The organism is Bradyrhizobium sp. Unk1 (genome assembly GCF_059512345.1).
The window spans coordinates 127023-150204 of the sequence record NZ_JCAMOP010000007.1 but is presented as its reverse complement, the minus strand read 5'-3'; the positions used below and the strand labels follow the sequence as shown (position 1 = coordinate 150204).

Annotated in this window: 24 protein-coding genes; 7 read left to right on the top strand and 17 right to left on the bottom strand. The window is 63.3% G+C overall.

Annotated features, from left to right (window positions below; genetic code table 11):
• Nucleotides 1-82 precede the first annotated feature (82 nt).
• Nucleotides 83-1213 (bottom strand): ABC transporter substrate-binding protein, encoded by a 1131-nt coding sequence (locus tag AC5ZFO_RS11340; RefSeq protein ID WP_282523403.1) that lies wholly within the window; start codon nucleotides 1211-1213, stop codon nucleotides 83-85.
• 443 nt (nucleotides 1214-1656) lie between these two features.
• On the opposite strand from AC5ZFO_RS11340, the gene AC5ZFO_RS11335 reads away from it, so the two are divergent.
• From AC5ZFO_RS11335 to AC5ZFO_RS11325, 3 genes are all read left to right on the top strand, one after another.
• Entirely contained in the window at nucleotides 1657-2001 is a 345-nt protein-coding gene (locus AC5ZFO_RS11335; protein WP_282523404.1) for a hypothetical protein, read from the top strand.
• A 26-nt stretch (nucleotides 2002-2027) separates the two neighbouring features.
• A complete protein-coding gene (locus AC5ZFO_RS11330; protein ID WP_404979839.1) occupies nucleotides 2028-2420 on the top strand; it encodes a hypothetical protein in 393 nt (130 codons plus the stop codon).
• Between the two features lie 361 nt (nucleotides 2421-2781).
• Nucleotides 2782-3735, top strand: a complete 954-nt coding sequence (locus AC5ZFO_RS11325) for an amidohydrolase family protein (protein WP_282523405.1) — start codon at nucleotides 2782-2784, stop codon at nucleotides 3733-3735.
• A 117-nt stretch (nucleotides 3736-3852) separates the two neighbouring features.
• On the opposite strand, the gene AC5ZFO_RS11320 is transcribed toward AC5ZFO_RS11325, so the two are convergent.
• Genes AC5ZFO_RS11320 through AC5ZFO_RS11310 form a run of 3 tightly spaced genes read right to left on the bottom strand, consistent with a single transcriptional unit; the run spans nucleotide 3853 to nucleotide 5856 of the window.
• Complete coding sequence (locus AC5ZFO_RS11320; RefSeq protein WP_282523406.1) at nucleotides 3853-4557, bottom strand: L-2-amino-thiazoline-4-carboxylic acid hydrolase; 705 nt, start codon at nucleotides 4555-4557, stop codon at nucleotides 3853-3855.
• Nucleotides 4558-4598: 41 nt separating this feature from the next.
• Nucleotides 4599-4985 carry a RidA family protein gene (locus AC5ZFO_RS11315; RefSeq protein WP_282523407.1) on the bottom strand — a complete coding sequence of 129 codons (387 nt, stop codon included), beginning with the start codon at nucleotides 4983-4985 and terminating at the stop codon, nucleotides 4599-4601.
• 1 nt (nucleotide 4986) lies between these two features.
• A complete protein-coding gene (locus AC5ZFO_RS11310) occupies nucleotides 4987-5856 on the bottom strand; it encodes a VOC family protein (protein ID WP_282523408.1) in 870 nt (289 codons plus the stop codon).
• 128 nt (nucleotides 5857-5984) lie between these two features.
• Between AC5ZFO_RS11310 and AC5ZFO_RS11305 the strand changes: the two genes are divergently transcribed.
• The 3 genes from AC5ZFO_RS11305 to AC5ZFO_RS11295 all read left to right on the top strand — a co-directional run bounded on the left by AC5ZFO_RS11305 (nucleotide 5985) and on the right by AC5ZFO_RS11295 (nucleotide 9543).
• Entirely contained in the window at nucleotides 5985-6608 is a 624-nt protein-coding gene (locus AC5ZFO_RS11305) for a LysR family transcriptional regulator (protein ID WP_282523409.1), read from the top strand.
• 388 nt (nucleotides 6609-6996) lie between these two features.
• On the top strand, nucleotides 6997-7947 hold the full coding sequence (locus AC5ZFO_RS11300) for an ABC transporter substrate-binding protein (RefSeq protein ID WP_282523410.1): 951 nt from the start codon (nucleotides 6997-6999) through the stop codon (nucleotides 7945-7947).
• 645 nt (nucleotides 7948-8592) lie between these two features.
• The gene (locus AC5ZFO_RS11295) at nucleotides 8593-9543 is read left to right on the top strand and encodes a transglycosylase SLT domain-containing protein (RefSeq protein ID WP_282523411.1); all 951 of its coding nucleotides are present in this window, start codon (nucleotides 8593-8595) and stop codon (nucleotides 9541-9543) included.
• A gap of 310 nt (nucleotides 9544-9853) precedes the next feature.
• Here the strand turns inward: AC5ZFO_RS11295 and AC5ZFO_RS11290 are convergent, their stop codons facing one another.
• From AC5ZFO_RS11290 to AC5ZFO_RS11265, 6 genes are all read right to left on the bottom strand, one after another.
• Nucleotides 9854-10072: a hypothetical protein gene (locus tag AC5ZFO_RS11290; RefSeq protein WP_063982993.1), complete on the bottom strand. Its 219-nt coding sequence runs from the start codon at nucleotides 10070-10072 to the stop codon at nucleotides 9854-9856.
• 207 nt (nucleotides 10073-10279) lie between these two features.
• Complete coding sequence (locus AC5ZFO_RS11285; RefSeq protein WP_282523412.1) at nucleotides 10280-11332, bottom strand: ABC transporter ATP-binding protein; 1053 nt, start codon at nucleotides 11330-11332, stop codon at nucleotides 10280-10282.
• Nucleotides 11325-12305, bottom strand: coding sequence for an ABC transporter ATP-binding protein (locus AC5ZFO_RS11280; RefSeq protein WP_282523413.1), 981 nt, complete (start codon nucleotides 12303-12305; stop codon nucleotides 11325-11327). Before AC5ZFO_RS11280 ends, AC5ZFO_RS11285 begins: the two co-directional genes overlap by 8 nt.
• The gene (locus tag AC5ZFO_RS11275; protein ID WP_282523414.1) at nucleotides 12302-13123 is read right to left on the bottom strand and encodes an ABC transporter permease; all 822 of its coding nucleotides are present in this window, start codon (nucleotides 13121-13123) and stop codon (nucleotides 12302-12304) included. Before AC5ZFO_RS11275 ends, AC5ZFO_RS11280 begins: the two co-directional genes overlap by 4 nt.
• The gene (locus AC5ZFO_RS11270; protein ID WP_282523415.1) at nucleotides 13120-14043 is read right to left on the bottom strand and encodes an ABC transporter permease; all 924 of its coding nucleotides are present in this window, start codon (nucleotides 14041-14043) and stop codon (nucleotides 13120-13122) included. The genes AC5ZFO_RS11275 and AC5ZFO_RS11270 overlap by 4 nt, the downstream gene beginning before the upstream one ends.
• A 60-nt stretch (nucleotides 14044-14103) precedes the next feature.
• On the bottom strand, nucleotides 14104-15693 hold the full coding sequence (locus AC5ZFO_RS11265; protein ID WP_282523416.1) for an ABC transporter substrate-binding protein: 1590 nt from the start codon (nucleotides 15691-15693) through the stop codon (nucleotides 14104-14106).
• Nucleotides 15694-15905: 212 nt separating this feature from the next.
• On the opposite strand from AC5ZFO_RS11265, the gene AC5ZFO_RS11260 reads away from it, so the two are divergent.
• Nucleotides 15906-16781, top strand: a complete 876-nt coding sequence (locus AC5ZFO_RS11260) for a hypothetical protein (RefSeq protein WP_282523417.1) — start codon at nucleotides 15906-15908, stop codon at nucleotides 16779-16781.
• Nucleotides 16782-16794: 13 nt separating this feature from the next.
• On the opposite strand, the gene mtnK is transcribed toward AC5ZFO_RS11260, so the two are convergent.
• Genes mtnK through nuoN form a run of 7 tightly spaced genes read right to left on the bottom strand, consistent with a single transcriptional unit; the run spans nucleotide 16795 to nucleotide 23163 of the window.
• Nucleotides 16795-18087: an S-methyl-5-thioribose kinase gene (gene mtnK / locus AC5ZFO_RS11255; RefSeq protein ID WP_282523418.1), complete on the bottom strand. Its 1293-nt coding sequence runs from the start codon at nucleotides 18085-18087 to the stop codon at nucleotides 16795-16797.
• Nucleotides 18088-18122: 35 nt separating this feature from the next.
• Nucleotides 18123-18470, bottom strand: a complete 348-nt coding sequence (locus AC5ZFO_RS11250; protein ID WP_282523419.1) for a hypothetical protein — start codon at nucleotides 18468-18470, stop codon at nucleotides 18123-18125.
• 45 nt (nucleotides 18471-18515) lie between these two features.
• Entirely contained in the window at nucleotides 18516-18791 is a 276-nt protein-coding gene (locus AC5ZFO_RS11245) for a DUF1467 family protein (RefSeq protein ID WP_038943027.1), read from the bottom strand.
• Nucleotides 18792-18802: 11 nt separating this feature from the next.
• Nucleotides 18803-19207, bottom strand: coding sequence for a methylmalonyl-CoA epimerase (mce, locus tag AC5ZFO_RS11240; protein ID WP_282523420.1), 405 nt, complete (start codon nucleotides 19205-19207; stop codon nucleotides 18803-18805).
• Between the two features lie 41 nt (nucleotides 19208-19248).
• The gene (locus tag AC5ZFO_RS11235) at nucleotides 19249-20919 is read right to left on the bottom strand and encodes a ribonuclease J (protein WP_282523421.1); all 1671 of its coding nucleotides are present in this window, start codon (nucleotides 20917-20919) and stop codon (nucleotides 19249-19251) included.
• Nucleotides 20919-21725 (bottom strand): biotin--[acetyl-CoA-carboxylase] ligase, encoded by an 807-nt coding sequence (locus AC5ZFO_RS11230; protein ID WP_282523422.1) that lies wholly within the window; start codon nucleotides 21723-21725, stop codon nucleotides 20919-20921. The genes AC5ZFO_RS11235 and AC5ZFO_RS11230 overlap by 1 nt, the downstream gene beginning before the upstream one ends.
• A gap of 1 nt (nucleotide 21726) precedes the next feature.
• Nucleotides 21727-23163, bottom strand: coding sequence for an NADH-quinone oxidoreductase subunit NuoN (gene nuoN, locus AC5ZFO_RS11225; RefSeq protein WP_282523423.1), 1437 nt, complete (start codon nucleotides 23161-23163; stop codon nucleotides 21727-21729).
• Nucleotides 23164-23182 lie beyond the last annotated feature (19 nt).

Below are 23182 nucleotides of genomic sequence, written 5' to 3'. Positions count from 1 at the left end.
TCAAAGAAGCCGAAACCAGATTTCTGTGATGGCCTCGGCACTTCATCGATGACCGAGCTCACTGCGAATCTTCCCAATCGGCTCAGCTTAGAACGTCAAGATAAATCCGGTCGGCGAACTTGGCCGGGTCAGTGCTTCGCTTCATGACGTTCACTGCCTTGAGTTCGTCGGTGTAGAGTAGAAGCTGCTTCTTGAGCGTGGCCCCGACCGGGTGATTGTGGTGAGTATGGCTGCGATACATGGTGGCGAGATCCCCTACGGATCCTCTCCCGCCGTAGCCCGAATAGATTGCTGCGGCATCGGCGGGATCGCTGGCAACTAGGTCTGCCCCCTCCAGTATCGATCGGGTCAGAGCGGCCGCCACCGGCATGTCGCTTCGGGTGAGGCTGCCACGTATCGCGAGAACGCAGCAGGTGCGGTCGGCGAATTCGCCCGTCAAGTTCGTCGCGATCTCGTTGAGTTTGCCTTCCTTGAGCCAGAGGTAGGGCAGCGGATCTATCTCGGCCAGCGCCTGCACTTCGCCCTTGTCGACGGCAAGCGCGAGCAGATTGGCCGGGTACTGGCGCCACTCTACCTCTTGGGCCGGATCGATGCCCTTTTTGGCGAGGTAGATCGAAAAAAAGTTCTTCGCTGGGCTCGATTGATCGCTAATCCCGATAGCCTTGCCGCGCAGGGATTCCAGGCTGTCAATATTCGCAGCCTTGGAGCCGAGGAGCCGGATGCAGCCGCCGTGCACACCCGCGGTGATCCGAACGTCGAAACCTTGCTCCAGCGGTTTGAGCCAGCGCAGGGCCAATCCCAAACCGGCATCCGCCTTGCCAGTTGCAATCGCCTCCAACAACTGGTCGGTCGAACCGCCGAAATTGACGAATTCGACATCGAGGTTGTGCTTGGCGAAGATACCCCGCTCCTTTGCGACTGCCGCAGCGACGGTGCACGCCGCGTTCGCATTCCAGGCAAGTTTGAGTTGACGGGGTGGGCCCTGCAGCTCTTCGCTGTTCGCTGCGGCGCGGCAAATAAGAGGCTCGCCAGGAATATAAGACAGCGATCCAGTCCCGGATGCCGTCAGCGCGCGAGCCGCTCCGAACATTCCAAACGGCGCCGCAGCGCCGAGGGTGCAAACCAACGTCAGCACCGAGCGGCGGGAGAAGGCGCCCCGCTTCGCTTCGGTCAGACCTTCCGTCAAGCTGTTGCCAATTTCGCGCTTTTCCATGTGTCACTCCCAAACTCGCGTGTGAATGGAATAGAACTGGGCGGCGCTTTGCGGGGCCTTAGCTCACCTCTCTTTGGGCATCATCCGAGCCCGTCTGCTACACAGGTGTGAAGAGCCTCACATTAACGCAAAAAATTGGAAGGAGATAGCTGCGCGGCGATTAAGGCTCTTGTCAATCGTGTTGACCTACTCACGGCGGCGTCTGTCGCATTTGATCGCGATCGGCGCGAGTAGATGGTCAATATCTGAATTGGGCACACGCACCAGCATGCATGAAGCCTGCGTTCCGCGAATTGAGCAACGCCTGTACCGAGATCACGCAGGATAGGCTGAACTTCGACGCTAAGTTCAGCATGCTCTGGAATGGTCGGCTTCCCGCTTCGCTAGCTTGATCCCGGGAATGGCATCAATGTTGCGCCGGGCCATACCTACAAGGAGGTCGCATGATTACCGCCATTGTACGATACACACTGCCGCCGAAGATCGACTACGCCGCGTGTCGCGAGCACTTTCACAAGATCGCCCCCAACTTCCGCGGGGTGACGGGGCTGATCAGCAAGCACTTCATCTGGTCCGAAAGCGGCTGGGCGGGTGGCGTGTACCAGTGGGAGCGTATCGAGGACGCTACGGCGTTCTATACCGGGCCGTGGCTCGAGGGCATCATCCAGCGCTACGGCATGAAGCCGCAGATCGATTTTTACGAGGTCTTTGCGCTAACAGACAACACGCACGGCAGGGTTGAGCTGTTCAAGGAGACCGTTGCCTCCAATGACCCCGAGCAGATCTAGCTCATCTGCTGCGCTAGCGCGTAGAGGTGACGGCGTGGCTGGCCAACTGCAAGAATGTCGAGATTGACCCCAAGGCGACATCGGCTGCCTGCGCGACGAAGTTCGGCCGAACTCACAAGAACCCTTCTCTCAGTGGCTACCGATGTTACGGACGAGCAGACACCGGCCTTAAATGGCATAGCGACGCGGATGACTCCATCCGGAGCGACCTCAAAGGCCGCTTCCGCGCCAACGTACTCGCCGTGATCCGCTATGCCAAGATCCATGGCGCCCGGCATCGGCCCTGGCTCACCGCGATGTTGGCGTGGCGACCCACCAAGCTCGCTGCCATCGCGCTCGCCAACAAACTCGCCAGGATGGCATGGGCGATGATGGCCAGGAACGAACGCTACCAGGTACCCGCCGCTCTCACGGCGTAAACGAGATTACAGCCGGACACACCGGTGTGACGTAACGGTTGGAAAGTTGGAAGGACGAACAGCACGTCATGCAGTGCCGGTCGATCGGCGATCAGGACAGCCCACTTGGGCCATGGCATCTTTGAATGCAGAGCGGACGCCGCCCGGTTTGGCCGCCCCATGGGCGGCTTTTGACCCACCTGAGACATGCGCGGTTCAGGACTGTTGCGGCGCAAATTGACCGTTGACCCCTATTTCTATGTTCGCAATTTCCTGATGTGATCGCCAATATTGCAAGCCAATTGCTATGATCCCCGCTCAGGGGCGCCGTGTCGATCACCATCATGTCGTGACTAAAACTATAGAACAGGAAGGACATCACATGCCTTCACGCCGTGGTTTTCTGACCGGCACCGTCGCGACCGGCGTCGCGCTGTCAATGCAGCACGCCACGGCAACAGTCGCGCAGCAAAAACGAGTGATCGTCGATTCGCAGGTTCACCTGTGGCCGGCGAACACCCCGGAAAGACCCTGGCTCGCCGGTGGCAAACCACAGCTTCCGGAGCCCTTCACCATCGAGCGGATAACTCCACTGATGGACGAGGCTGGCGTCGATCGCGTCGTCATCGTTCCGCCGGTGTCGCTCGAAGGCGAGCGCATCGACTATGCCCAGGAGGCGGTCAAACGGTCCCCGGGCCGCTTCGCCATCATGGCGCGTGTCGCCCTCGACAAGCCCGACCGCGCAGCACGGCTTGCGACTTGGCGCGACCAGCCCGGCGTGCTGGGCGTGAGGTTGAACTTCGGCCCCGGCGAAGCGGCGTGGCTGACAGACGGAACCGCGGACTGGTTCTGGCCGGCGGCGGAGAAGGCCCGCCTGCCTGTGATGTTTCTCACGTCGGGCCAGACGTCGCTGTTCGCGCGCATCGCCGAGCGACACCCGCAACTTACACTCATCATCGACCACATGGGCGTCGGCGCGGGCTTGCGCCCTCGTCCTGGTTCATCGGAATCCGGGAGAAACAACACGGTGCCGGAAGCCATCGCCCAGTCGGTCGCGCTCGCAAAATATCCGAATGTGTCGGTGAAGTTATCGTCGGTACCGCTGATTTCGACCGAGCCGTATCCATTCCGTGACGTGATCCCGCATATCCACCGCCTGTTCGACGCCTACGGCCCGGAGCGCTGCCACTGGGGAACAGATGTCACCAATTCATTCGCCCGGGCCACCTACCGGCAGCGCGTGACGCAATTCACGGAGGAGCTTCCGTTCCTCACCGAAAGTGACAAGGACTGGATCATGGGTCGCGCGATCCTGGCGCGGCTTCGCTGGACGTGAACCAAGCTTGCTGCGGTGCATGAGTCCACTTATGGCCCATCGCGTCATTTCGCTGCGATGCGCAATTTGATCGCTACCGAGGCATAGCGGACTTTCGCGAGCCGTCAGCGCGGCCGATTATGGGTTCACGGCCTCATCCGGCGGGAACCGCGAGAAGCGGAAATTGCAGTGGCTCGCGCCGCCCGCCAGCGTTTGTGTCCTTTCCAGGCGGATGCCGCGCGCTGCGTAGGCGACGAAATCGAGGCCGCAGATGTTCGGCAGGATGTCCTTGTCCCCGTGGCGCGCTGCGAGCTTGCAGAAGCCGCAGGCCGTGTAGTTGATGCCGAATTCGAAGCTGTCTTGCGGACCCGGCTCTACGAAATCGTAGACGAAGTCTTCCGGAAACTCCTCCTGATGAGCTTTTGTAACGCTCCTTGCCGCCTGCTCGCGCAGCAAGTCCTGGTTCCCCGGTGACATGAATTGCCGCCCTGAGGCGAGACGCTCCGCTTCTGATACGGTCAGCAATTGCGCCTTGTAGGTGTCTCGCTCGATCTCGCCAATCACAGGCACCGGCACCCCGTGTCGTCGCAGCACCCGGCTGACGGCCATAAAGCCCATGAGACGCATGAAGAAATCGCTCATGCGGCTTGCCGCGCCGCCGACATAGGGCATCTGGGTGAGGACAATCTCGAATTCGTCTATCACCTCCCGCCTGATCCCGTCGATGTCGACGAGATGCGTGCGCTCGCGCAGCATCGCTTCGGCAAGGTCGAGCCGCTCACGCATGGCGGTCTCCATTGCGCTCCGATGCGTCTGGTAGAAGGGATGGATCATCTCAGCCATTGGACACCTGACGGCTCGTTGCAAGGTTGGCGAAGCCGGCTTCATTCCGCGGCGATCGCCTCGATCTCCAGCAGCCATTTGCTGTCAACAGTCTCGACGACCACGACCGTCAACGCCGGCCGATGTTCGCCGAGCACCTTGCTGCGAATGGTGCGGTTAGTCACGACTTGAGTCCGGTCAGTCAGGAACGTGGTGACCTTGACCAGATGCTCGACGCCAAGGCCCGCGGCGGCGAGCACCTCGATCACGTTGCGCCAGGCCTGTGCGCACTGCGCCTCGAAACCTTCGGGCACGGCGCCGTCAGTTTTCTCGGGCACCTGACCACTGATGAACAACAGGCGACGATGCTGCGTCAATTCAAGTCCCATGCTGTAACCGCCGGCGGGAGGATGGACCGTCGCGGGATTGTGATTGACGATGTGAGCCATGTCAGTTTGCCTCCTGTTCGACGAATTCGAGCGCCAGACCATGCGCGGTGGCGGGTGGTACCAACAGCACGGCACCGGTCATCGCGAAGCCGACGCCGTTCTGTTTCAGCGTTCGCCCTGTCGCATCCAGATCAGCGACCGCCAGACGCGCCGCGCAAAAGCGCGGCGACGTGCTGTTCGCGAGGCACGGTAGCCGGCGTGCCAACTCGGACGGGTCAAGCAAGGTGATCTGATTGCCGCGCTCACCAATCGTCAGCCGCCCGGGCGCAAGCTCGGCCGTGCCTTCCGTGAGGCGCTCGAGGAAGCGGCGATGCGCCGCCGGCTCCGCCGCCGACATCACCACCTCGACCACACGGAGGGCACCGTTGGGATGGCGCTGATACTGCGCCTTCCAGAACAGTTCCGGCGGGTGACGCTGCTGGCAGGTGAAGAACGCGATCCCGGGCATGGCGGGATCGGTGGCAAAGGCCAGCGAAAACGCGACGCGCGCCGTTCCCCCGCCCGGGAGCACCGCGTCACGGCCGAAATCGAACGGAGCATAATCGCCGATGCGGTCGGCCCTGAAACGCGCGGCATCGGCATGGGCGTCGGTGCTGTGCAGGACCAGCATCGACATTCCCTCTGCGGTCTCAAGAAAATCGCGGTTGTGGGCCGCGAAGCTGAAATGGCTCGGCGTGGCAGGCGGCACCAACGCATTGTCGGTGACGGCCAGCAACTCCAGAAAATTGTCGGCGAACTGCGCCAGGCGGTTGCTCGTTCCGAACGGGTGCACGCCGGTCGGCGTGAGGTTGAAGCCAAGCCGCTGCCAATCCAGCGCGGCCTGTTCCAGATCGTGGACACAAATGACGAGATGATCGATTCGGCGCGGCATGGGGGGTCTCCGGATTGCAGGCCGACCGTATCCGGCGATATCGCCTCAGCGCAAAGCATCATTCCTGCGGTTCAGCGCAAGAAAATCTATTGCAAGCCCAAGGCCCATCGGTGTCAAACTGCGGTGCGATGACCTACGCCCTTCCCCCGCTCAACGCGCTCCGCGCATTCGAAGCCGCCGCCCGGCATCTCAGCTTCAAGCTGGCCGCGCACGAGCTGCACGTGACGCCTGCCGCTGTGGGGCAGCAGGTGAAAGCGCTGGAGGCACGCCTCGGCGTGCAGCTGTTCGAGCGGCTGCACAAGCAGCTGATCCTCACCGCGGCCGGTCAGGCCTATCTGCCCGGGGTCTCCGAAGGCTTTCGCCACATTGCGGAGGCAACCTCGCAATTGAAGCCGGCGGGTGCGGTGCTGCTGCAGTTGGGGGTCCATGGCAGCTTCGATTTGCGCCGCCTCGAATTGGCGGAGTTTCGCAGCGCGCATGTGGAGATCGGTTTGCGGGTGCTGCAGCCGGCCGGCCTGCACGAATTGGTCGAGGGCAAGGTCGACCTCTTGATCGCCCGCGGTCTCGGCCACCATCCGGGCTATCGCTGCGACCGGATCGATGAGGGATCAGGCCTCGGTGATTGGCTGATTGCGCCTGAAGGCACCGCGGATTGCCCCGAGATCGTCAGCTTCCGCGAATGGTTGCGCGCCCTGCCGGCCGAGAACTCGCTCGCCAATCGCCGCCCCCGTCTGGTCGGCATCAGACGATAGGCTTGACCGGCAATCCACAGCCTCGCCGCGACGACGTTGGAGACCTCGGGCAAAACAGGATCAGAACATCATCATGCGGCGATCGCGTGTCTGACGAGCGCTAAGCTCAAGCCCAGCTCGGTCGTTCGAGCCGCACTCGCCTCCTCATCGGGAGCTTGAATGACGGCTCGGCGGTCAGGATCAACCCAGCCTGCTACCGAGCGGATTGGTGGCAATTTGCCCGAAAGCAGACCTATTGTGCTCAGTTCGAGCTTTGTCGTTCATGACCCAAATCAGACATCCAGCCGCTAGGAAGCCCGCTAAACTTGGAATAGCCTGTAGTTGCAAGCACCGAGCGGAGAAATCTAAAACGTCGCACTTTGCGGAGACGCCTTAGCCTGGAGGCGGTATGAGACGCCGCGAGTTTATGACCCTTCTCTCCGGTGCGGCGATGAGCTCGAGCGTTGCACGAGCGCAACAGCCCGGGCGACAGTATCGCGTTGCAATCTTAGCAACAGCGGGACCGCAAACCCTCCTCGATGAACTTGGCCAGGCCGGATTTGTCGAGGGACATAATCTTGAGATCGATAGTCGGGCCATTGGCGTAGCCCCCGCCTCTTACGCGAAGGTCGCCGTTGAGTTGACCAAGGCGCTGCCGGATGTGCTCGTGGTATTCGGACCAGACGCGGCTCGTGCTGCACAGAACGCAACTCAGCGCGTTCCCATCGTTGCGCTTGCCGATGACTTGCTTGGCAGCAAACTGGTCGCCTCAATGCCGCATCCTGAGGGCAATACAACAGGCGTCGCGATCTTTGCATTTCAGCTCGATGTGAAGCGATTGGAGTTGCTGCATGAGGCACTTCCCGGAGCTCGAAGAATAGCTTTGTTTGCCGATCACGAGCCAATACGAAACTTCGAAGCTCTCGAAAGTGCTGCGCATGCATTCGGCATCGAGGTCGTTCCATTTTCCGCACGGTCCGAGACCGAAGCCATCCGTGCCATAGATGCTATGAAGGCGACGCCGGTCGACGCAGTTAATGTCTTGGCGTCCCCTATCCTGGGCGGCGCTCTTCGTTTTCTGATCCGCGACCGCTTTGCCTTGCATGCCTTACCAGCCATTTTGCAATGGCCCGAAGAAGCTGAGGCGGGCGGCCTGATTGCTTATGGGCCCCGATTAAGCGTGGTCTTCCGCCAATGCGCCCGTCAGGTCGCGAAGCTGTTGCGAGGTGCTAGAGTCGTCGATGTGCCCGTTGAGCAACCAACTGAGTTTGAGTTGATCATCAATCTCAAGTCCGCCAAAGCGCTGGGTGTGCAAATTTCACCGGCGCTGCTCGCCCGTGCCAATGCCACCATCGAATGAGACCGTGACTTCAGCTTTTGGCCCGAAGGCGATGTTCGCGATGACGTCCGAAGAGTCAGCCGTTGAGGTCAGACCGGACATGTGCGGCAGGCGCTGTGGTAAGCTGCAACGCTCTGGCCCGAGCGGAGACAACGGTCACGGCAGACCTGAGTTTGGCTAGATCGGCTCCGCTGAGACCGACGCGAGCGGTCGTAAAGCGGATTGCGATTGTCCATCCCAGCGAACCGTGCTCGGGTCTTGCGACGTCGCGGCCTCGAGATGCTTGGGAGCGGCGTGCGCGCGGGCGCCGGTCTCGATGCGCTAACGCGCGAAGATGCCTCGTTTAGCGATAGTTGCGCGATATGGCGCCCGTCCTGTTCCTCGGCAGGAGGCGCATCACAACCGCAACTTCCAATTTAGGCAATCTTGGCGACGCGGCCGAGACTGGCCGCACCTGCGCCACAGGTGCGCCCCATTGTCATCCCCTCGCCTCCTTAATCTGCGTGCCAAGTCGGGGACATAAATGGGGGGACCGCGGCCGCGCGGCTGGCGACATTGAAGATTTGGCAAGCAAGCTGTATTGCCGGCGCGCTGACAGCGACTTCGCTTGCCGCGATTGGTCAGATCACGTTACCGCGCCCAAGCATCGCAACGCCGAATGCAAGAGTGGCTGATGCATTCAGCGGCATCCCGCTGAATGTGACGACGGTCCTGACAAATGCCGGCGCCGCGTTTCCGGCCCCAGCCATCGAGACGAAATTCGATACAGGATTGTCGGCTAATGCGATCGTTGCGGCGGGATTCAGCGCCGCGGCGCCGGACTCGGTGCCGCCGTCCGGTGTAACCACTTCGCAAGGGCCAATGTTGCAGGTCGCCAGCCTTGAGGCAGCGTCGCCCGAGAACTCGGCAACGCTACTGCAGGACCGTCCGCCCGTTGCTTCGCCCAATCCGGGCGAAGGCAAATCGTCGTATCTCAAATATTACGTCTACTCGGAAATTCCGCCGCCGGAGAAACCCGCAAAGATCGCCTTGTCGGCGTTGAGCGACGTTCCGCTCGGAACGCCCGTCCAGGAGATCGAACGTGCAGCCGAAGCGTTCGGTGTCGATGTCAATTTCATGAAGGCGGTCGCCAAAATCGAATCCGATTTCAATCCCAAGCAACGCACCGGCTCCTATATCGGCCTGTTCCAGCTGAGCAAGTTTGAATTCAGCAAATATGGATCGGGCGACATCCTCAATCCTCGCGACAACGCTATGGGTGCCGCCTACAAGTTTCTCAGCGAGGCTGCGCTATTCGAAATACTGACGCAGAAGAAGCCGACCTTTTCCGACCTTTACCTGATCCACCAGCAGGGCTGGGAAGGAGCCGCCCAACACATCAGCCGTCCGCAGCGGATTGCCTGGAAGTCGATGTGCGCAACCCAGGAGGGCTCGGCGAAGGGCGAGCGATGGTGCAAGCGCGCTATCTGGGGTAACACGCTGCCTGCGGTCAAACGCGAATGGAAGTCTGTCGATAGTCTCACCTCGGGTGCGTTCGTGGCGATGTGGCGGGACCGCGTCGACACGCTCTATGCCCGCTATCCTGTGCTAACTGCGGCGGCCGAACGCCCGAGATAGAACAGCTTGCGACTGCCCACACGCACACCCCTTAGCCCACATTCGTTTCGTCGAGAAACTGTGTCGGCAATCTAGTTTCCGGCGCCGGGTAGGTTTGCGTTCCGCTTAGAGACTGGGTGGTTGTTCGGCTCCGGCGGCCGGATGATCCAACACCTCGACCGGTGCCGCTCCGCGGCCCGGACTGCTAGATTATTCACAGGCAATCACGTCCGCCGATGGCCCTTAACAGACCTATGGACGCTGTAGTGGATTTGTCGGCTGCTGACCCAACTGAGACATTGGCGCGAGGCTTCTGTCCCGCGTTTTGTGTTTAGGACCACGGCGGCTCTTCGCTCTTCCCGACCGCCTCGTGGTGGGTCGTGACACCCGCCGAACGCAAGCCGGTCAGCAATACGGTTCTCACAGAGGCCGGATCGAATCCAATATCCTTGGCGTTTGGTGGATGAGCCTCGCTGCCCTTCAACCGGAGCGCCAAGTGCAATTGCTCGCAAAGGTGCTGAACGACGAGATTGACCTGATCGTCAGTCATGATCTGCCTTTCCTGCTACATCTTGCTACCGAACCATGTAGCACACATGAAAATAGGGCGGTACGCGATTGGACCGCGCCAAGGATCAACCCCACGCGATGGCTCATGGGCGGGCCCCAAAAATCGTCCGCCCGTCAGGGCGGACCGGGCGTGACTAGCGGGCCACTGGAGCGACGCTTCTGACCGCGACGAACGCGCCTTCCATCCCTAGGGATGCCCGCCCTCGGTCGAAGCCAATTGCATCTGCCCCGCAATCTCGTCAGCCCGCCAGCATCGCACCGCGTGCCCGTCGGCTCGCGTTTCCAGCACCGGCCCCGGCTCGTGGCGACACACGGCCTCCGCGTACCGACAACGCGGGCTGAAGGCGCATCCGTTCGGCGGATTGAGCGGATTGGGGAGATCGCCCCCTGTCGTCGCTAGCGGTGCATGACGCAGCGGATCGGGGATGGCGGCGATCAGGGCTTGCGTGTACGGGTGCGCCGGCCGCTCGAAAATCTCGCGCCAGTCGCCATTCTCGACGATGCGGCCGAGATACATGACGGCGACGCGGTCGCTCATGTGCTCGACGACGCCGAGGTCGTGGCTGATCATGATATAGGAAAGACCAAGCGTCTCCTTCAGTTCCAGCAACAGGTTGATGATCTGGGCGCGGATCGAGACGTCGAGCGCCGACACGGGCTCGTCGCAGATGACGATTTTGGGATTGAGAATCAGGGCGCGGGCAATCCCGATGCGCTGGCGCTGGCCGCCGGAGAATTCATGCGGATAGCGGTCGGCCTGCTCCGGCCGCAGGCCCACATGCCGCAGCATCATCGCAACACGGTCCTCGATCTCGCTTTTTGCGGTCACGCCATGCACACGCAGGGGATCTTCAAGCGTGCGGCGGACGGTCTGGCGGGGATTGAGCGAGGCGTAGGGATCCTGAAAGACGATCTGCACGGTGCGGGCCAGCGACTTTCGGTCGCCGGATTGCCTGTTCGTCACCACCTGCCCGTCCAGCACGATGCGACCGCGCGTCGGCGTCAACAGACCCAGGATCGACAATGCGACCGTCGACTTGCCCGAGCCGGACTCGCCGACGAGGCCGAGGCATTCGCCTCGTCTCAGCCTGAGATCGACACCGTCGACGGCACGGAGCACCCGCCGGCTGCGGCCGAGCCAGCCGCCCCCCATCGGAAAATGAACCGCGAGATCTTCGACGCTGAGAATGACATCGTCGTCCGGCCTCGCATCACTCCGCATGGATTGCGGCTCATGCATGGTGGTAACACCGGACGAAACCGCCGGCCTCCAGCAAATCCGTCTGCGGCGCAACCGTGCGGCAAATCCCGGTGGCCTGCGTACAGCGCGGATTGAACCGGCAGCCCTCCGGGAAATTCGTGATGGCTGGAACCACGCCCGCGATCTCCTTGAGCCTGGTGCGGCCAAGCGCGGCCCGACTGCCCAGCCGCGGCAGCGAGGCGACCAGGCCCTGCGTATAGGGATGCGAAGGCGCTCGAAAGATATCGGCCGAGCCGCGCTCCTCGACGATGCGGCCGGCATACATGACGGCGACGCGGCGGCAGACATTGGCGACGAGGCCGAGATCGTGGCTGATCATCAGGATCGCCGTCCCCCTCTCGGCGCACAGATTGCGCATCAGCTCGATGATTTCGGCCTGCACGGTCACGTCGAGCGCGGTGGTCGGTTCGTCGGCGATCAGAAGATCCGGACCGCATGCGAGCGCAATGGCGATCATGACGCGCTGACGCATGCCGCCGGACAGCTGGTGCGGGTAATCGTTGACGCGCCGCTCCGGTGCGGGGACGCGGACGCTCGCCAGCGCCTCGACCGCCAGCTTATTGGCTTCCCGCCAGCTCTTGCCCTTGTGCAGCACGAACATCTCGGCGATCTGCCGCCCCACCGGCGAGACCGGGTTCAGCGCCGTCATCGGCTCCTGGAAGATCATGGCGATGCGATTGCCACGCAGCTCCCGCTGCCTGGCCGCGGAAAGGTGCTGGATCTCCCGCCCCTCAAACCGGATGACGCCGCCGCCGATCGACAACGGTTGCCGCAACAGCCCGATCAAGGCGAGCGCCGTGATGCTCTTGCCACAGCCGGATTCGCCGACCAGCCCGAATGTCTCGCCTCGATCGATGCGGAATGAAATACCCTCGGCCGCCGCGACGCGCCTCACCCCGTCGTCGAGATCGATGCGCAAATCCTCGACTTCGATCAGCGGCGCGCCCGTCATGTCCGCCGGCTCCGCGACTGGGGATCGAGAATGTCGCGCAGGCCGTCGCCGAGCAGGTTGAGGCCGAGCACCGTCAGGAAGATGGCAAGGCCCGGAAAGACCGAGAGCCACGGCGCCGTCGTGATCTGCTCGCGAGCATCCGACAACATGCTGCCCCAGCTCGGAAAGGGCGGGCGGACGCCGAGGCCGAGGAACGACAAGGCGGCTTCGGACAGGACCGCGCTGCCCATGCCGAGCGTGCCGATCACGACGATAGGTCCGAGCATGTTCGGCAAGAGCTGCGTGATCATGATCCTGAGATCACCGTAGCCGAGCACGGTCGCCGCCTGCACATAGCCCTGGCTCCTCAGCGACAGCGCCGAGGCCCGTGCGATCCGGCAGGTAAAGGACCAGTTGGTCAGGCCGAGCGCGATCAGCAGGCTCGTGAGGCCGGGGCCAAGCACCGCCATGATGGCGAGCGCGAAGATCAGCGAGGGGATTGCGAGCATCAGATTGGTCAGGCCGTTGACGAAATCGTCCCACCAGCCGCCCCAATAGCCCGCGCTCAAGCCCAGCGCGACGCCGATGACGCTGTTGATGAGCTGCGAGACGATACCGACGGTCAGCGAGACGCGCGCGCCGTAGACGACGCGGGAATAGATGTCGCGGCCCTGGTCGTCGGTGCCGAACCACCAGGTCCAGCTCGGAGGCTCCTCCGCGTTCATGAGGTTGGCGTCCAGGACGGGATCGGTGTGCGCCAGCCAGGGCGCGAGCAGGCCAACCAGGATCGCGAGCGCGAACAACGCGCCACCGATGATGAGATTGGCGCGGAGCTTCATGCGTATCTGATCCTGGGATCGATCACGCCGTAGAGCACGTCGATCAGCAGATTGATCGCGAGAAAGGCCAGCACCACCACGAGAATGGAGCCCTGGACGGCAGGAATGTCGCGCTGGAGCACACTGTCGACAAGCAGCGAACCGATGCCCGGCCAGGAGAATAGTTTCTCGACCACGACCGCCTGCCCCATCAACCCACCGAACTGAAGGCCGACGGTGGTGAGAATGATGACGAGCGCGTTGCGCATCACATGCCACTTCACGACACGGGTCTCGCTCATGCCCTTCGAGCGCGCGGTGCGGACGAAATCAGCGGTCATGATCTCGAGGACCGCGGCGCGCGTCGTGCGGGCAAATAGCGCCATCGGCGAGACGCCGAGCGTCACGGCCGGCAGCAGCAGATATTTCAGCCCTCCATCGCCATAGCCGAAGCTCGGCAGCCAGCCGAGCTTCAACGCAAACAGATACATCAAAACCAGCCCGAGCCAGAATTTGGCAATGGAAAGGCCCGACACCGCCAGGACCATGGCAAGCGTATCGACGATGCCCCCTGGTTTCAGCGCTGCAATGAAACCAAGTGGAACACCGATCAGAATCGCAAACGTCATGGCCGTGAAGATGAGCTGCAGCGTCGGCCATGCCCGTTTGGCGATCATGGTCGTGACAGGCTCGCGGGTCCGGAACGAGGTGCCGAAATCACCTGTTACGAGCTTGGCGATGTAGACGCCGAAGCGCAGATAGAGGGGATCGTCGAGGCCGAGCTGCTTCTTCATGCGCAGCTCGACCTGGGGATCGCTGTCGTCGCTCATGGACGAGACGATGCTGCCGGGAACGACGCTGAACAGCACGAAGACCAGCAGCACGACGGCGAGCACGGTCGGAATGGTTTGCAGGAGACGGCGGAGCAGGAACGAGAGCATCCAGGCTTTTCCTCTCTCCCCCCACCGCTCGTCGCGATGGAGGGAGCGCGAGAGCGCATGTCACTTCGCGGGCGAGGTCTCGTCGACCCAGAGATCTTCGACGTTCTGATGGGTCAGCTCCGTCGCATTGAGCTGAACGCCCTTGAGCCACGGCTGCACCGCCATGACCGCCTTGTTGTAGTTGAAGAACCAGACCGGCGCTTCCTCATAGAGCAGCGCATTGGCCTTTTGCAGCAGCTCGGTGCGCTTTGCGGCATCGTCGGCCTGCCCTGCCGCATCGATCAGCTTGTCGAAATCGGCATTCTTGTAGTTCATGTAGTTGCAGGCCGGCTGCGGCGTCGAGGAGTGGAAGCATTTGAGCGCGGCCTGCGGATCCGGGCCGGTCGCCTGCGAATAGATGAAGGCCTGGTAGTCGCCGCTGCGCACCACTTCCGCCAGCACCGCGGTCTCGACCTGCTTGACCTTCGCCTTGATGCCGACCTTGTCCAGCATCGGGATCACGGCCGAGACGATCGGCAGGCCCCAGCTTTCGTTCTGGCTGGTGGTCCATTCGAACTCGAAGCCGGAGGGATAGCCGGCCTCGCTAAGCAGCTGCTTGGCCTTGGCGGGATCGTAGGGATAAGGCTTCATCGCCTTGTCGTAAGCGGGCGAGGTCAGCGGCAGCCAGCTGGTGGCGCGATAGGCTTTGCCTTTGACCAGCTTGTTGATGATGAGGTCGGTATCGATCGCGTAATTGATCGCCTGCCGGACGCGCTTGTCGGTGAACGGCTTGAACGAGGGATTCATGCCCATGTAGCGCGTGAAGACCTCGGCGACCTCGACGATGGTGCCCTTGAGGTCGGCGTCGGACTGATAGGCGACGTATTGCGCAGGGCCCAGCACCGAGGTGTCGATCTCCTTGTTGCGGAAGGCGACATCGCGCGCCGCGGCCTCACCCATGATCGACACGATGACCTTGTCGGCGTAGGGCTTGCCGGGCTTGTAGAACCGGTCCCACCGCTCCAGAACGATGCGCGAACCCGGCACGTGCTCGACGAATTTGAAGGGCCCGAGACCGATCGGCTTCTGGATGAAGCTCTCCTTGGCGGCCTCGTCGGCGGGATAGATCGAGGTCAGCGCCGTGAAGAAGTAGAAGCCCGGATCGACTTTCTCGGTCAGCTTCATCTCAACGGTGAAGTCGTCGATCTTCTTGAGGCCGGAGATCTCCTTGGCCTGGCCCTTCTCGACCGCGGCCGCGCCCTCGATCACGCGGACAAACCGCGCGCCGGGATAGGCCTTGGTGCCGTCCATGATGCGGTTGTAGGACCAGATGACGTCGTCGGCCGTCATCTTGCGGCCGTTGTGGAAATAGGCGTCGTCGCGCAGCTTGAAGGTGTGAACGAGACCGCCGCCCGAGACCACGTCCTCCTTGGCGAGCTCCAGAACCGGCTTGCCCTCCGCGGAATTCCAGATGTAGAGCGACCGGTGCAGCGCCTTGGCGTAGATCTCGTCCTGGGCGCGCTGTGTGGTGTGAATGTCGAGGCTGGTGAAGCTCGAGCCGTAGGGCGCCGTCATGCGGATGGTTCCGCCCTTGCGCGGCGCCTGGGTCTCTGCCGGGGCGGCGAGCGCCAGACCCAAGCCGGCGACAATCGCGATCATCCTGAACATCATGTGTTCCCCCAACAACGCAGGCATTCCGATCAGGGATTTGATCATTCGCAGCCTGTCGAATGCAAGCTCCGTTTTGGTGGCAGCCGATGCCGGTTCCTGAGGCAACCGGTTGACGCAGTGCGTCATCGAACGACCGGGACCAGTGAACATTTCTCGTGATCAACGCGACCAAGCTCAGGATCGTTATCTGAGCCCCAGGGATCGCGGAAAAAATGAATCGCCGAACGCTAGGTATCTTGCTTGCGGGCGGACTGGTCGCCGCCACGGCGGCGATGGCAAGCCCGGTCACGGCCAGCCTTGGCCGGTACAGCGAGGCGGACAGCATCCGGTTCAGCTGGAGTCGCACCACCGGCGTGAACGACTATCTTGACGAAACGTGGTGGGCGGTCCGGAGCCATGACACTCCGGATAATTTCGTCGAACGACTGCTCAGCATCCCCGTCGGCGCCGTCGCACGGGGCGCAAGTGCGGGTTTCGAAGCCAGGGTTTCCCAGGGCACCGGTCTGCCACTGCCCGAGAGCTGGAGCATCGCTACGGCGAAGAATTCGCCGTTCATCACGTCGGTCTACGCCGAGACCCCGCGCGATCTCGCGGCCGTGCTCGGCTTCTATCGCGCCGAGCTCGGCAAGCGTGGCTGGATCGAGACGGTGGTCGAACCGGACCGGGCCGTGATCACCTTCACGACGGCCCGTGGACCGGTCCTGCTCCGGCTTTCCCGTCAGGACGACAGGACAATCGCCGAACTTTCGCTGCGCAAGCCGGGTATCGCGAATGCCGGCCTCCTGCCGAGGCCGAGGCAGGCAAAGCTGATGCTCGGCAACAAGTCGGACGAGGCGGCGGTCATCACCGTCGCCGACCAGACCGTCAAGCTGGCGGCGCACGCCGGCGAGAAACTCGCGCACTCGGACTCCGCCGCAGCCGAAATACCGGACAGCCAAAAGATCGATCTGCCGCCCGGCAAGTACAAGGTCGCCCTCAAGGTCGAGGACGGCATGGTCCAGAGCCGGGAGTTCGAGGTCGCGGCCAACGAGACCTGGGGTCTGCTGGCCGGCACGGACGGCGTCCTGCTGCCGATGCGGCTTTATTGAAGCGCATCGGCCCCTAGCCGTTCGCAAACTCCGGCATCCAGTCCCGCAGCTTTCGTGCAGTGCCGGTGACGTCGGCAATCGTCCCAAATGCCCCCGTCTCCACCATCATCGCGCGCGCCAGCCGCACGGCGCGGGCCTCGCTGATCGCGCGCTTCTTCGGGTCCTCGATCAGCTCGAAGTCGATATTGTGGGCGAGGCCGAAGATGCGGCGGAGGGTTTTGGCGGCGGCGAAGCCGACGGTGTCAGTGAACAGCCGCTGCATGTAGGTCTGCCGCTCGGCTTCCAGGCGTGCGGCGCCCTTCTCGCCGGCGAAGAGCGAGGCCGGATAGGCGTCGCCGGTGGCGCCAGCGCGCCAGAGATCGAGGAACTTGCCGGCGAACCAGCTCCAGACCTGCTCGACCGTCTCCAGCACCCAGCTTTCGAACGCCTGCCGCTCGCCCGGCGCGCGCTCGTGGCCGGCGGAGGCGAAATAGGCCATCAGGAGGTTCGCAAGCACCGCGCCAACGTCGAATCCCATCGGGCCGTAGAATGCGAATTCCGGATCGATCACGCGCGTCTGGCTCTCCGTCACCATGATCGAGCCGGTGTGGAGATCGCCGTGGAGCAGTGCCTCGGGGCTTGCCATGAACTTCAGCTTCAGCCGGGAGATCGCGACATGCAACTCCATGTCATCGCGTAGCTCTGCGGCCAGGCCGTCGAGATAAGGCGCGGTCCAGCGGTTCTGCTCGGCAATGCGGTAGGGATCGGTGAAGATTAGGTCCTCGGTGATCTTGCAGAGCGCGTGGTTGCCGGCAAAGGCCGCGATGCCCTGCTTCTTCTCGGCCGCCGACAGCGCGAGGTCGGAGGTGAAGAACAGGGTGCGCGCCATGAAGGTGGTGATGTCGTCCACGAAACCGGGATATTGCGTTGCGGCGACCATCCCCTTGCGCATGATGATGTGGGGCTCGAGCAGCTCCATCACCGTCAGCGCCAGCGTCTCGTTGTGGTGCAGCAGGGCCGGCACGAGGCCGGGCGCGAGCTGGGCCTGCTTCGACAAAGCGAGATATTCGTAGTGGGCCCGCGACAGCGGCAGCGGCCAGCTCTCGCCGACGAGGCGGACGTAGGGCAGCGCCTGCTTCACGGCGACGCCGCCGCGCGCGCCCTTGACGATGAAGACGAGATTGAGATTGCCGTCGCCGACCTCGGTGATGCCCCAGGCGGCCGGCTCGCCGCCGAGGAGCGCCTTGAGGTCGGGAATGCCCGCGAGATAGGCCCGCAAGGCCGCCTCATGCAGAATCCGGTAGTCCCCCGCCTGCCCCTGCGCCATAACGATCCCATCCCATGCTTGGCATGGCCGGATCGTTACTCCCGCTCCAGGAAGCTCGAGCCGATCTCGGCCTTTCTTTTGATGGGATCGTAATCACAATAGATGCTGTCCGCCACCAGCGTGTAGCTGGCGCTGACGGTGTATTTGTCCAGCTTGACCGAGTTCAGGCCGATCACCGAGGTGCTCTTGCCCCCGTTCCACTTGAACGGCGTCGAGCTCTTGGCCTGCTCGCAGGCCATCACGGCTTCGTTGAAGACAGAGCCCTCGACGAATGCCTTCAGCGTTCGGACCTGCACGGCCATCCTCCACTCGAAATAGCCGATGGCGCCAAGGCCGGCGACGATCAACACCAGCAGCGCGATGACGATCCGCTGAAAAGTCATTCGTTCCCCCAACAACGATTTAACCAGGAAATCCCAGCAAGAAACCTAAAACGGCATTCCCATCAATTTGGACAAGCGCTCGATCGAGAGATAGCCCGCATGATAGGCCGCGATGCCGATCCCGTAGATGATCGCCGAGATGATCGTGGTCCAGATCAGCTTGCCTCTCATCCGCGTCAGAACCGGTGCGCCGGGGTCGGTGCCGGGCGCGCCGACGCCGTCCTCGTGCTGGCTGCGCACGCCGAACGGCAGCGTCAGGAACAGCGCGATCCACCAGATCACGAAGTAGATCGCAAGCGCGGTCGATATCTGGATGGCCATGATCCGGCGCCCTACGCCTGCTCGATTTCGACCAGCGCCCCGGAAAAATCCTTCGGGTGCAGGAACAGCACCGGCTTGCCGTGGGCGCCGATCTTCGGCACGCCGTCGCCGAGCACCCGCGCGCCCTCCTTCATCAGCGTGTCGCGCGAGGCGATGATGTCGACGACCTCATAGCAGATATGGTGGATGCCGCCGTCGGCATTGCGCTCGAGGAACTTCGCGATCGGTGAGGCCTCGCCGAGCGGCTCGATAAACTCGATCTTGGTATTGGGCAGCGTCGCGAACACCGTGGTGACGCCATGCTCGGGCAGCGCGACCGCCTCCGAGATCTGCGCCCCGAACGCCGCGCCATAGATCTTGGCGGACTTGACGGCGTCCTTGGTCGCGATCGCGACGTGGTTGAGGCGACCCAGCATGTTTCTTCTCCCTCAGCGCATGATCCGAAGACCATGCTCAACTACACCGTCAGGACGTGTACCAGACAGGGGGGCTTTTTGCCCCAATGTTCGTTGATGACGGCCCGGACAGCGCGTCGCACCGACTCGGCCAGGGCATCCGCATCGCGGCGGCGCGCCTTCGGCAGGCCCTCGATGGTGGAGACCACGGCGTCGAAGACGATGTCGTCGAAAGGCTCGCCGTCCCGGTTCTTCTCGGGAATGCCGACGAGATCGACCTCGGGATCGTCGGCAAGCTCGCCCTGCTCCGTCATCGCGACCGCGACGAAGGCGCAGCCGGAGAAGGCCATGCGGCGGCGCTCGACCACGGCGCGGGACTTGGAGTCCTCCAAGATCGTACCGTCCTTGTAGAGACGGCCGGAGGGCACTTCGCCGATGATGCCGGGATCGCCCGGGCCGAGCTTGATCAGGTCGCCATTGCGAACGACCAGCACGCGCGGCACGCCGGCGGCGCGCGCGAGCTTGGCATGCTCGTTCAGGTGCAGCGCCTCACCATGGACGGGGATCAGGAGCTGCGGCTTGGTCCAGGCGATCATGTCGCGCAATTCGTCGCGGCGGGGATGGCCGGAGACGTGGACCAGATGGTCGCGGTCGGTGAGGACCTCGACGCCCTGCAGCACCAGATTGTTGATGATCGAGCCGACGGCCTTCTCGTTGCCCGGGATGGTGCGCGAGGAGAAGATCACGCTGTCGCCGCGGTTGAGCGTGATCTCGGGATGGTCGTCATTGGCGATGCGCGCCAGTGCCGCGCGCGGCTCGCCCTGGCTGCCGGTGCACAGCGCCAGCACCTTGTCCTGCGGAAGATGGCCGTAGACCTCGGGCGAGCGGAAGTTCTGCACGCCGTCGAGATAGCCGGTCTCGCGTGCGACCTGCACCACGCGCTCCATGGCGCGGCCGACCACGACGACCTCGCGATCGGCAGCCCTGGCCGCGGCGGCGACGGCCTTGATGCGCGCGACGTTGGAGGCGAAGGTCGTCACCGCGACGCGGCCCTTGGCGGCCTTGACCAGGTCGATGATGGTTCGCGCGACCTCGGCTTCCGAGGGCGAGCGGCCGTCACGCACGGCATTGGTGGAATCACCGATCAGGGCGAGCACGCCCTCCTCGCCCAGTTCGCGCAGCCGCTTCTCGTCGGTCGGGCTCCCCAGCGTCGGGGTCGGGTCGATCTTCCAGTCGCCGGTGTGCAGCACCGTGCCCACCTCAGTGTGGATCGCCAGCGCGTGCGCCTCGGGAATCGAATGCGCGACGGGAATGAACTCGACGTTGAACGGGCCGATATCGACGCGGCCGCCCGACGGCACCACCGTCACCGGGATCTTCGGCGCGTTGCGCTCGGCGGCGCATTTGGCCTCGAACAGCGCCGCGCTGAACTGCGTGGCGTAGATCGGGCATTTCAGCTTCGGCCAGAGGTCGATGATGGCGCCGAAATGGTCCTCATGGGCGTGGGTGAGCACGAGGCCCATCAGATTCTTGCGTTCCTTCTCCAGGAAGCTGATGTCGGGCATGATCAGGTCGATGCCCGGCAGATGCTCCTCGTCGCCGAAGGAGACGCCGAGATCGACCGCCAGCCAGGCGCGCTGCTGGCGGTTGCCGAGGCCGTAGATCGACAAATTCATGCCGATCTCGCCGACGCCGCCGAGCGGCGCAAATACCAGTTCGTCAGGCCTTGCCATCACGCAGCTCCCACGGAGGCGGCCGAGCCGAAGAACACCTCGCCGGCCGCCACCGGCAGGCGTCGGCCGTCAACGGTGCGGACGATCAGGCAGCCGGTGTCGTCGATGGTGTCGAAAATGCCTTCCAGCGTCATCGTCCCCGTGTTGATCGCGACCCGTTCGCCGAGGCCGCAGGCGCGCTCCAGCCAGAGCCTGCGGATCTCCGCAAAGCCGCGGCCATTGTCCCAGATGCCGAGGAACTCGACCCAGGCGTCCGACAGCGCCGAGAACAGCTCTTCCGCGCTGATCTGGACGCCGAGTGCGGCCAACGAAACGGCCGGCGTCGGCGTCCCCTCCGGCGCCGCCACGACGTTGGTGCCGATGCCGACGACGACGGCGAGACGATCGCCGATAGCCTCGGCTTCGAGGCCGATACCGACCAGCTTCTTGCCGCCCGCAAGGACGTCATTCGGCCATTTCAGGGCGTATCTGGGCCGGTCAGGACCAAGCCGCAACGCGGCCTCGAGGCTGACCTTCTCCAGGGCGGCCTCTTCCGCAAGCCCCGCCGCAAACCCGATGGTGGCGGCAACAGCAGGCGCAATATCCAGGACCTCGAGGACGCTGGCGGCGAGATTGCCCTTCGGCGCGACCCAGGCGCGCTGGCGGCGCCCGCGGCCGGCGGTCTGGTCCGACGTCACGAACCACATCGACCCCGGTTCGCCGGCCCGTGCGTGCTCGATCGCGTCGGTGTTGGTCGAGCCGGTCCGTTCGAAAGCTGCGAGCCTGTAGCCCGCCGAGAGTGCGCGAGGACCGAGCGCGAACCCCATCCTAAAACAGCGACTTTGCCGCGGCGGAGGCGACGCTCACCACCGGGCCCGCAAACAGCGCGAACAGGATGTTGAACAGGCCAAAGACCGCCAGCACCGTCTTCACCTCGACGCGCACCGGATCGACCTGGCCGGCCGGCTCGTCGAAGTACATCGTCTTGACGATGCTGAGATAGTAGTAGGCACCCACCACGCTGGTCAGCACGCCGATGACGGCGAGCGTGAACAGGTTAGCCTTGATGGCGGCGACGAAGACGTACCATTTGGCGAAGAAGCCGGCGAGCGGCGGGATGCCCGCGAGCGAGAACAGCAGCATCGCGAACATGAAGGCGAGCAGCGGATTGGTCCGCGACAGGCCGGCGAAATCGCTGATCTGCTCCACGGCCTGGCCGTTGCGCTTCATCGCAAGGATGATCGAGAACGAGCCGAGCGTCATCGCCACATAGATCACGATGTACATCAAGACGCCCTGCGCGCCTTCGACCGTGCCGGAGGCGAGGCCGACCAAGGCAAAGCCCATGTGGCCGATCGAGGAATAGGCCATCAGGCGCTTGATGTTGGTCTGGCCGATCGCGGCGAAAGAGCCGAGCGCCATCGAGGCGATTGCCACGAACACCAGGATCTGCTGCCACTGCGAGACGATGCCGGGGAATGCGGTGAGCGTGACGCGGGTGAAGACCGCGAGCGCGGCGACCTTCGGCGCCGAGGCGAAGAAGGCGGTCACCGGCGTCGGAGCGCCTTCGTAGACGTCCGGCGTCCACATGTGAAACGGCACCGCCGAGACCTTGAAACAGAGGCCGGCGAGCAGGAAGACCAGGCCGAACACCAGGCCGATATTCGAGACGGTCGCGGCCGCGGCGATGCCGGCAAAGCTCACGGTGCCGGTGAAGCCGTAGATCAGCGAGGCGCCGTACAGCAGCATGCCCGACGACAGCGCGCCCAGCACGAAGTACTTCAGGCCGGCTTCGGTCGACTTGGCGTTGTCGCGGTTGGAGGCCGCCACGACATAGAGCGCGAGCGACATCAGCTCGAGGCCGAGATAGAGCGAGATCAAATCGCCGGCCGAGATCAGCACCATCATGCCGAGCGTCGAGAGCAGCACCAGGATCGCGTATTCGAAGATCCGGCGCGACGGGTCCGACAGGAACTCGGTCGACAGCACCAGCGTCACCGCCGAGCCGATCAGGGCCAGGATCTTCATGAAGCGGGCAAAATCGTCGACGATGAAGCTGCCGCCGAAGGTGACGTGCTTGCCAGCGGGCTGTGCGTAGACGAGCACGCCGACCACGACCAGCAGCAGGACCGCAAGCGTCGTGACGGTCCTGGTGGTCCCCTGCCCGCGATAGGCTCCCAGCATCAAGAGTGCCATCGCGCCGACCGCGAGCACAATCTCGGGCAGCACCGGCGCCAGTTGATAACCTGCAGTCTCAAAGCTCATGGCGATATCCTGACCTGCC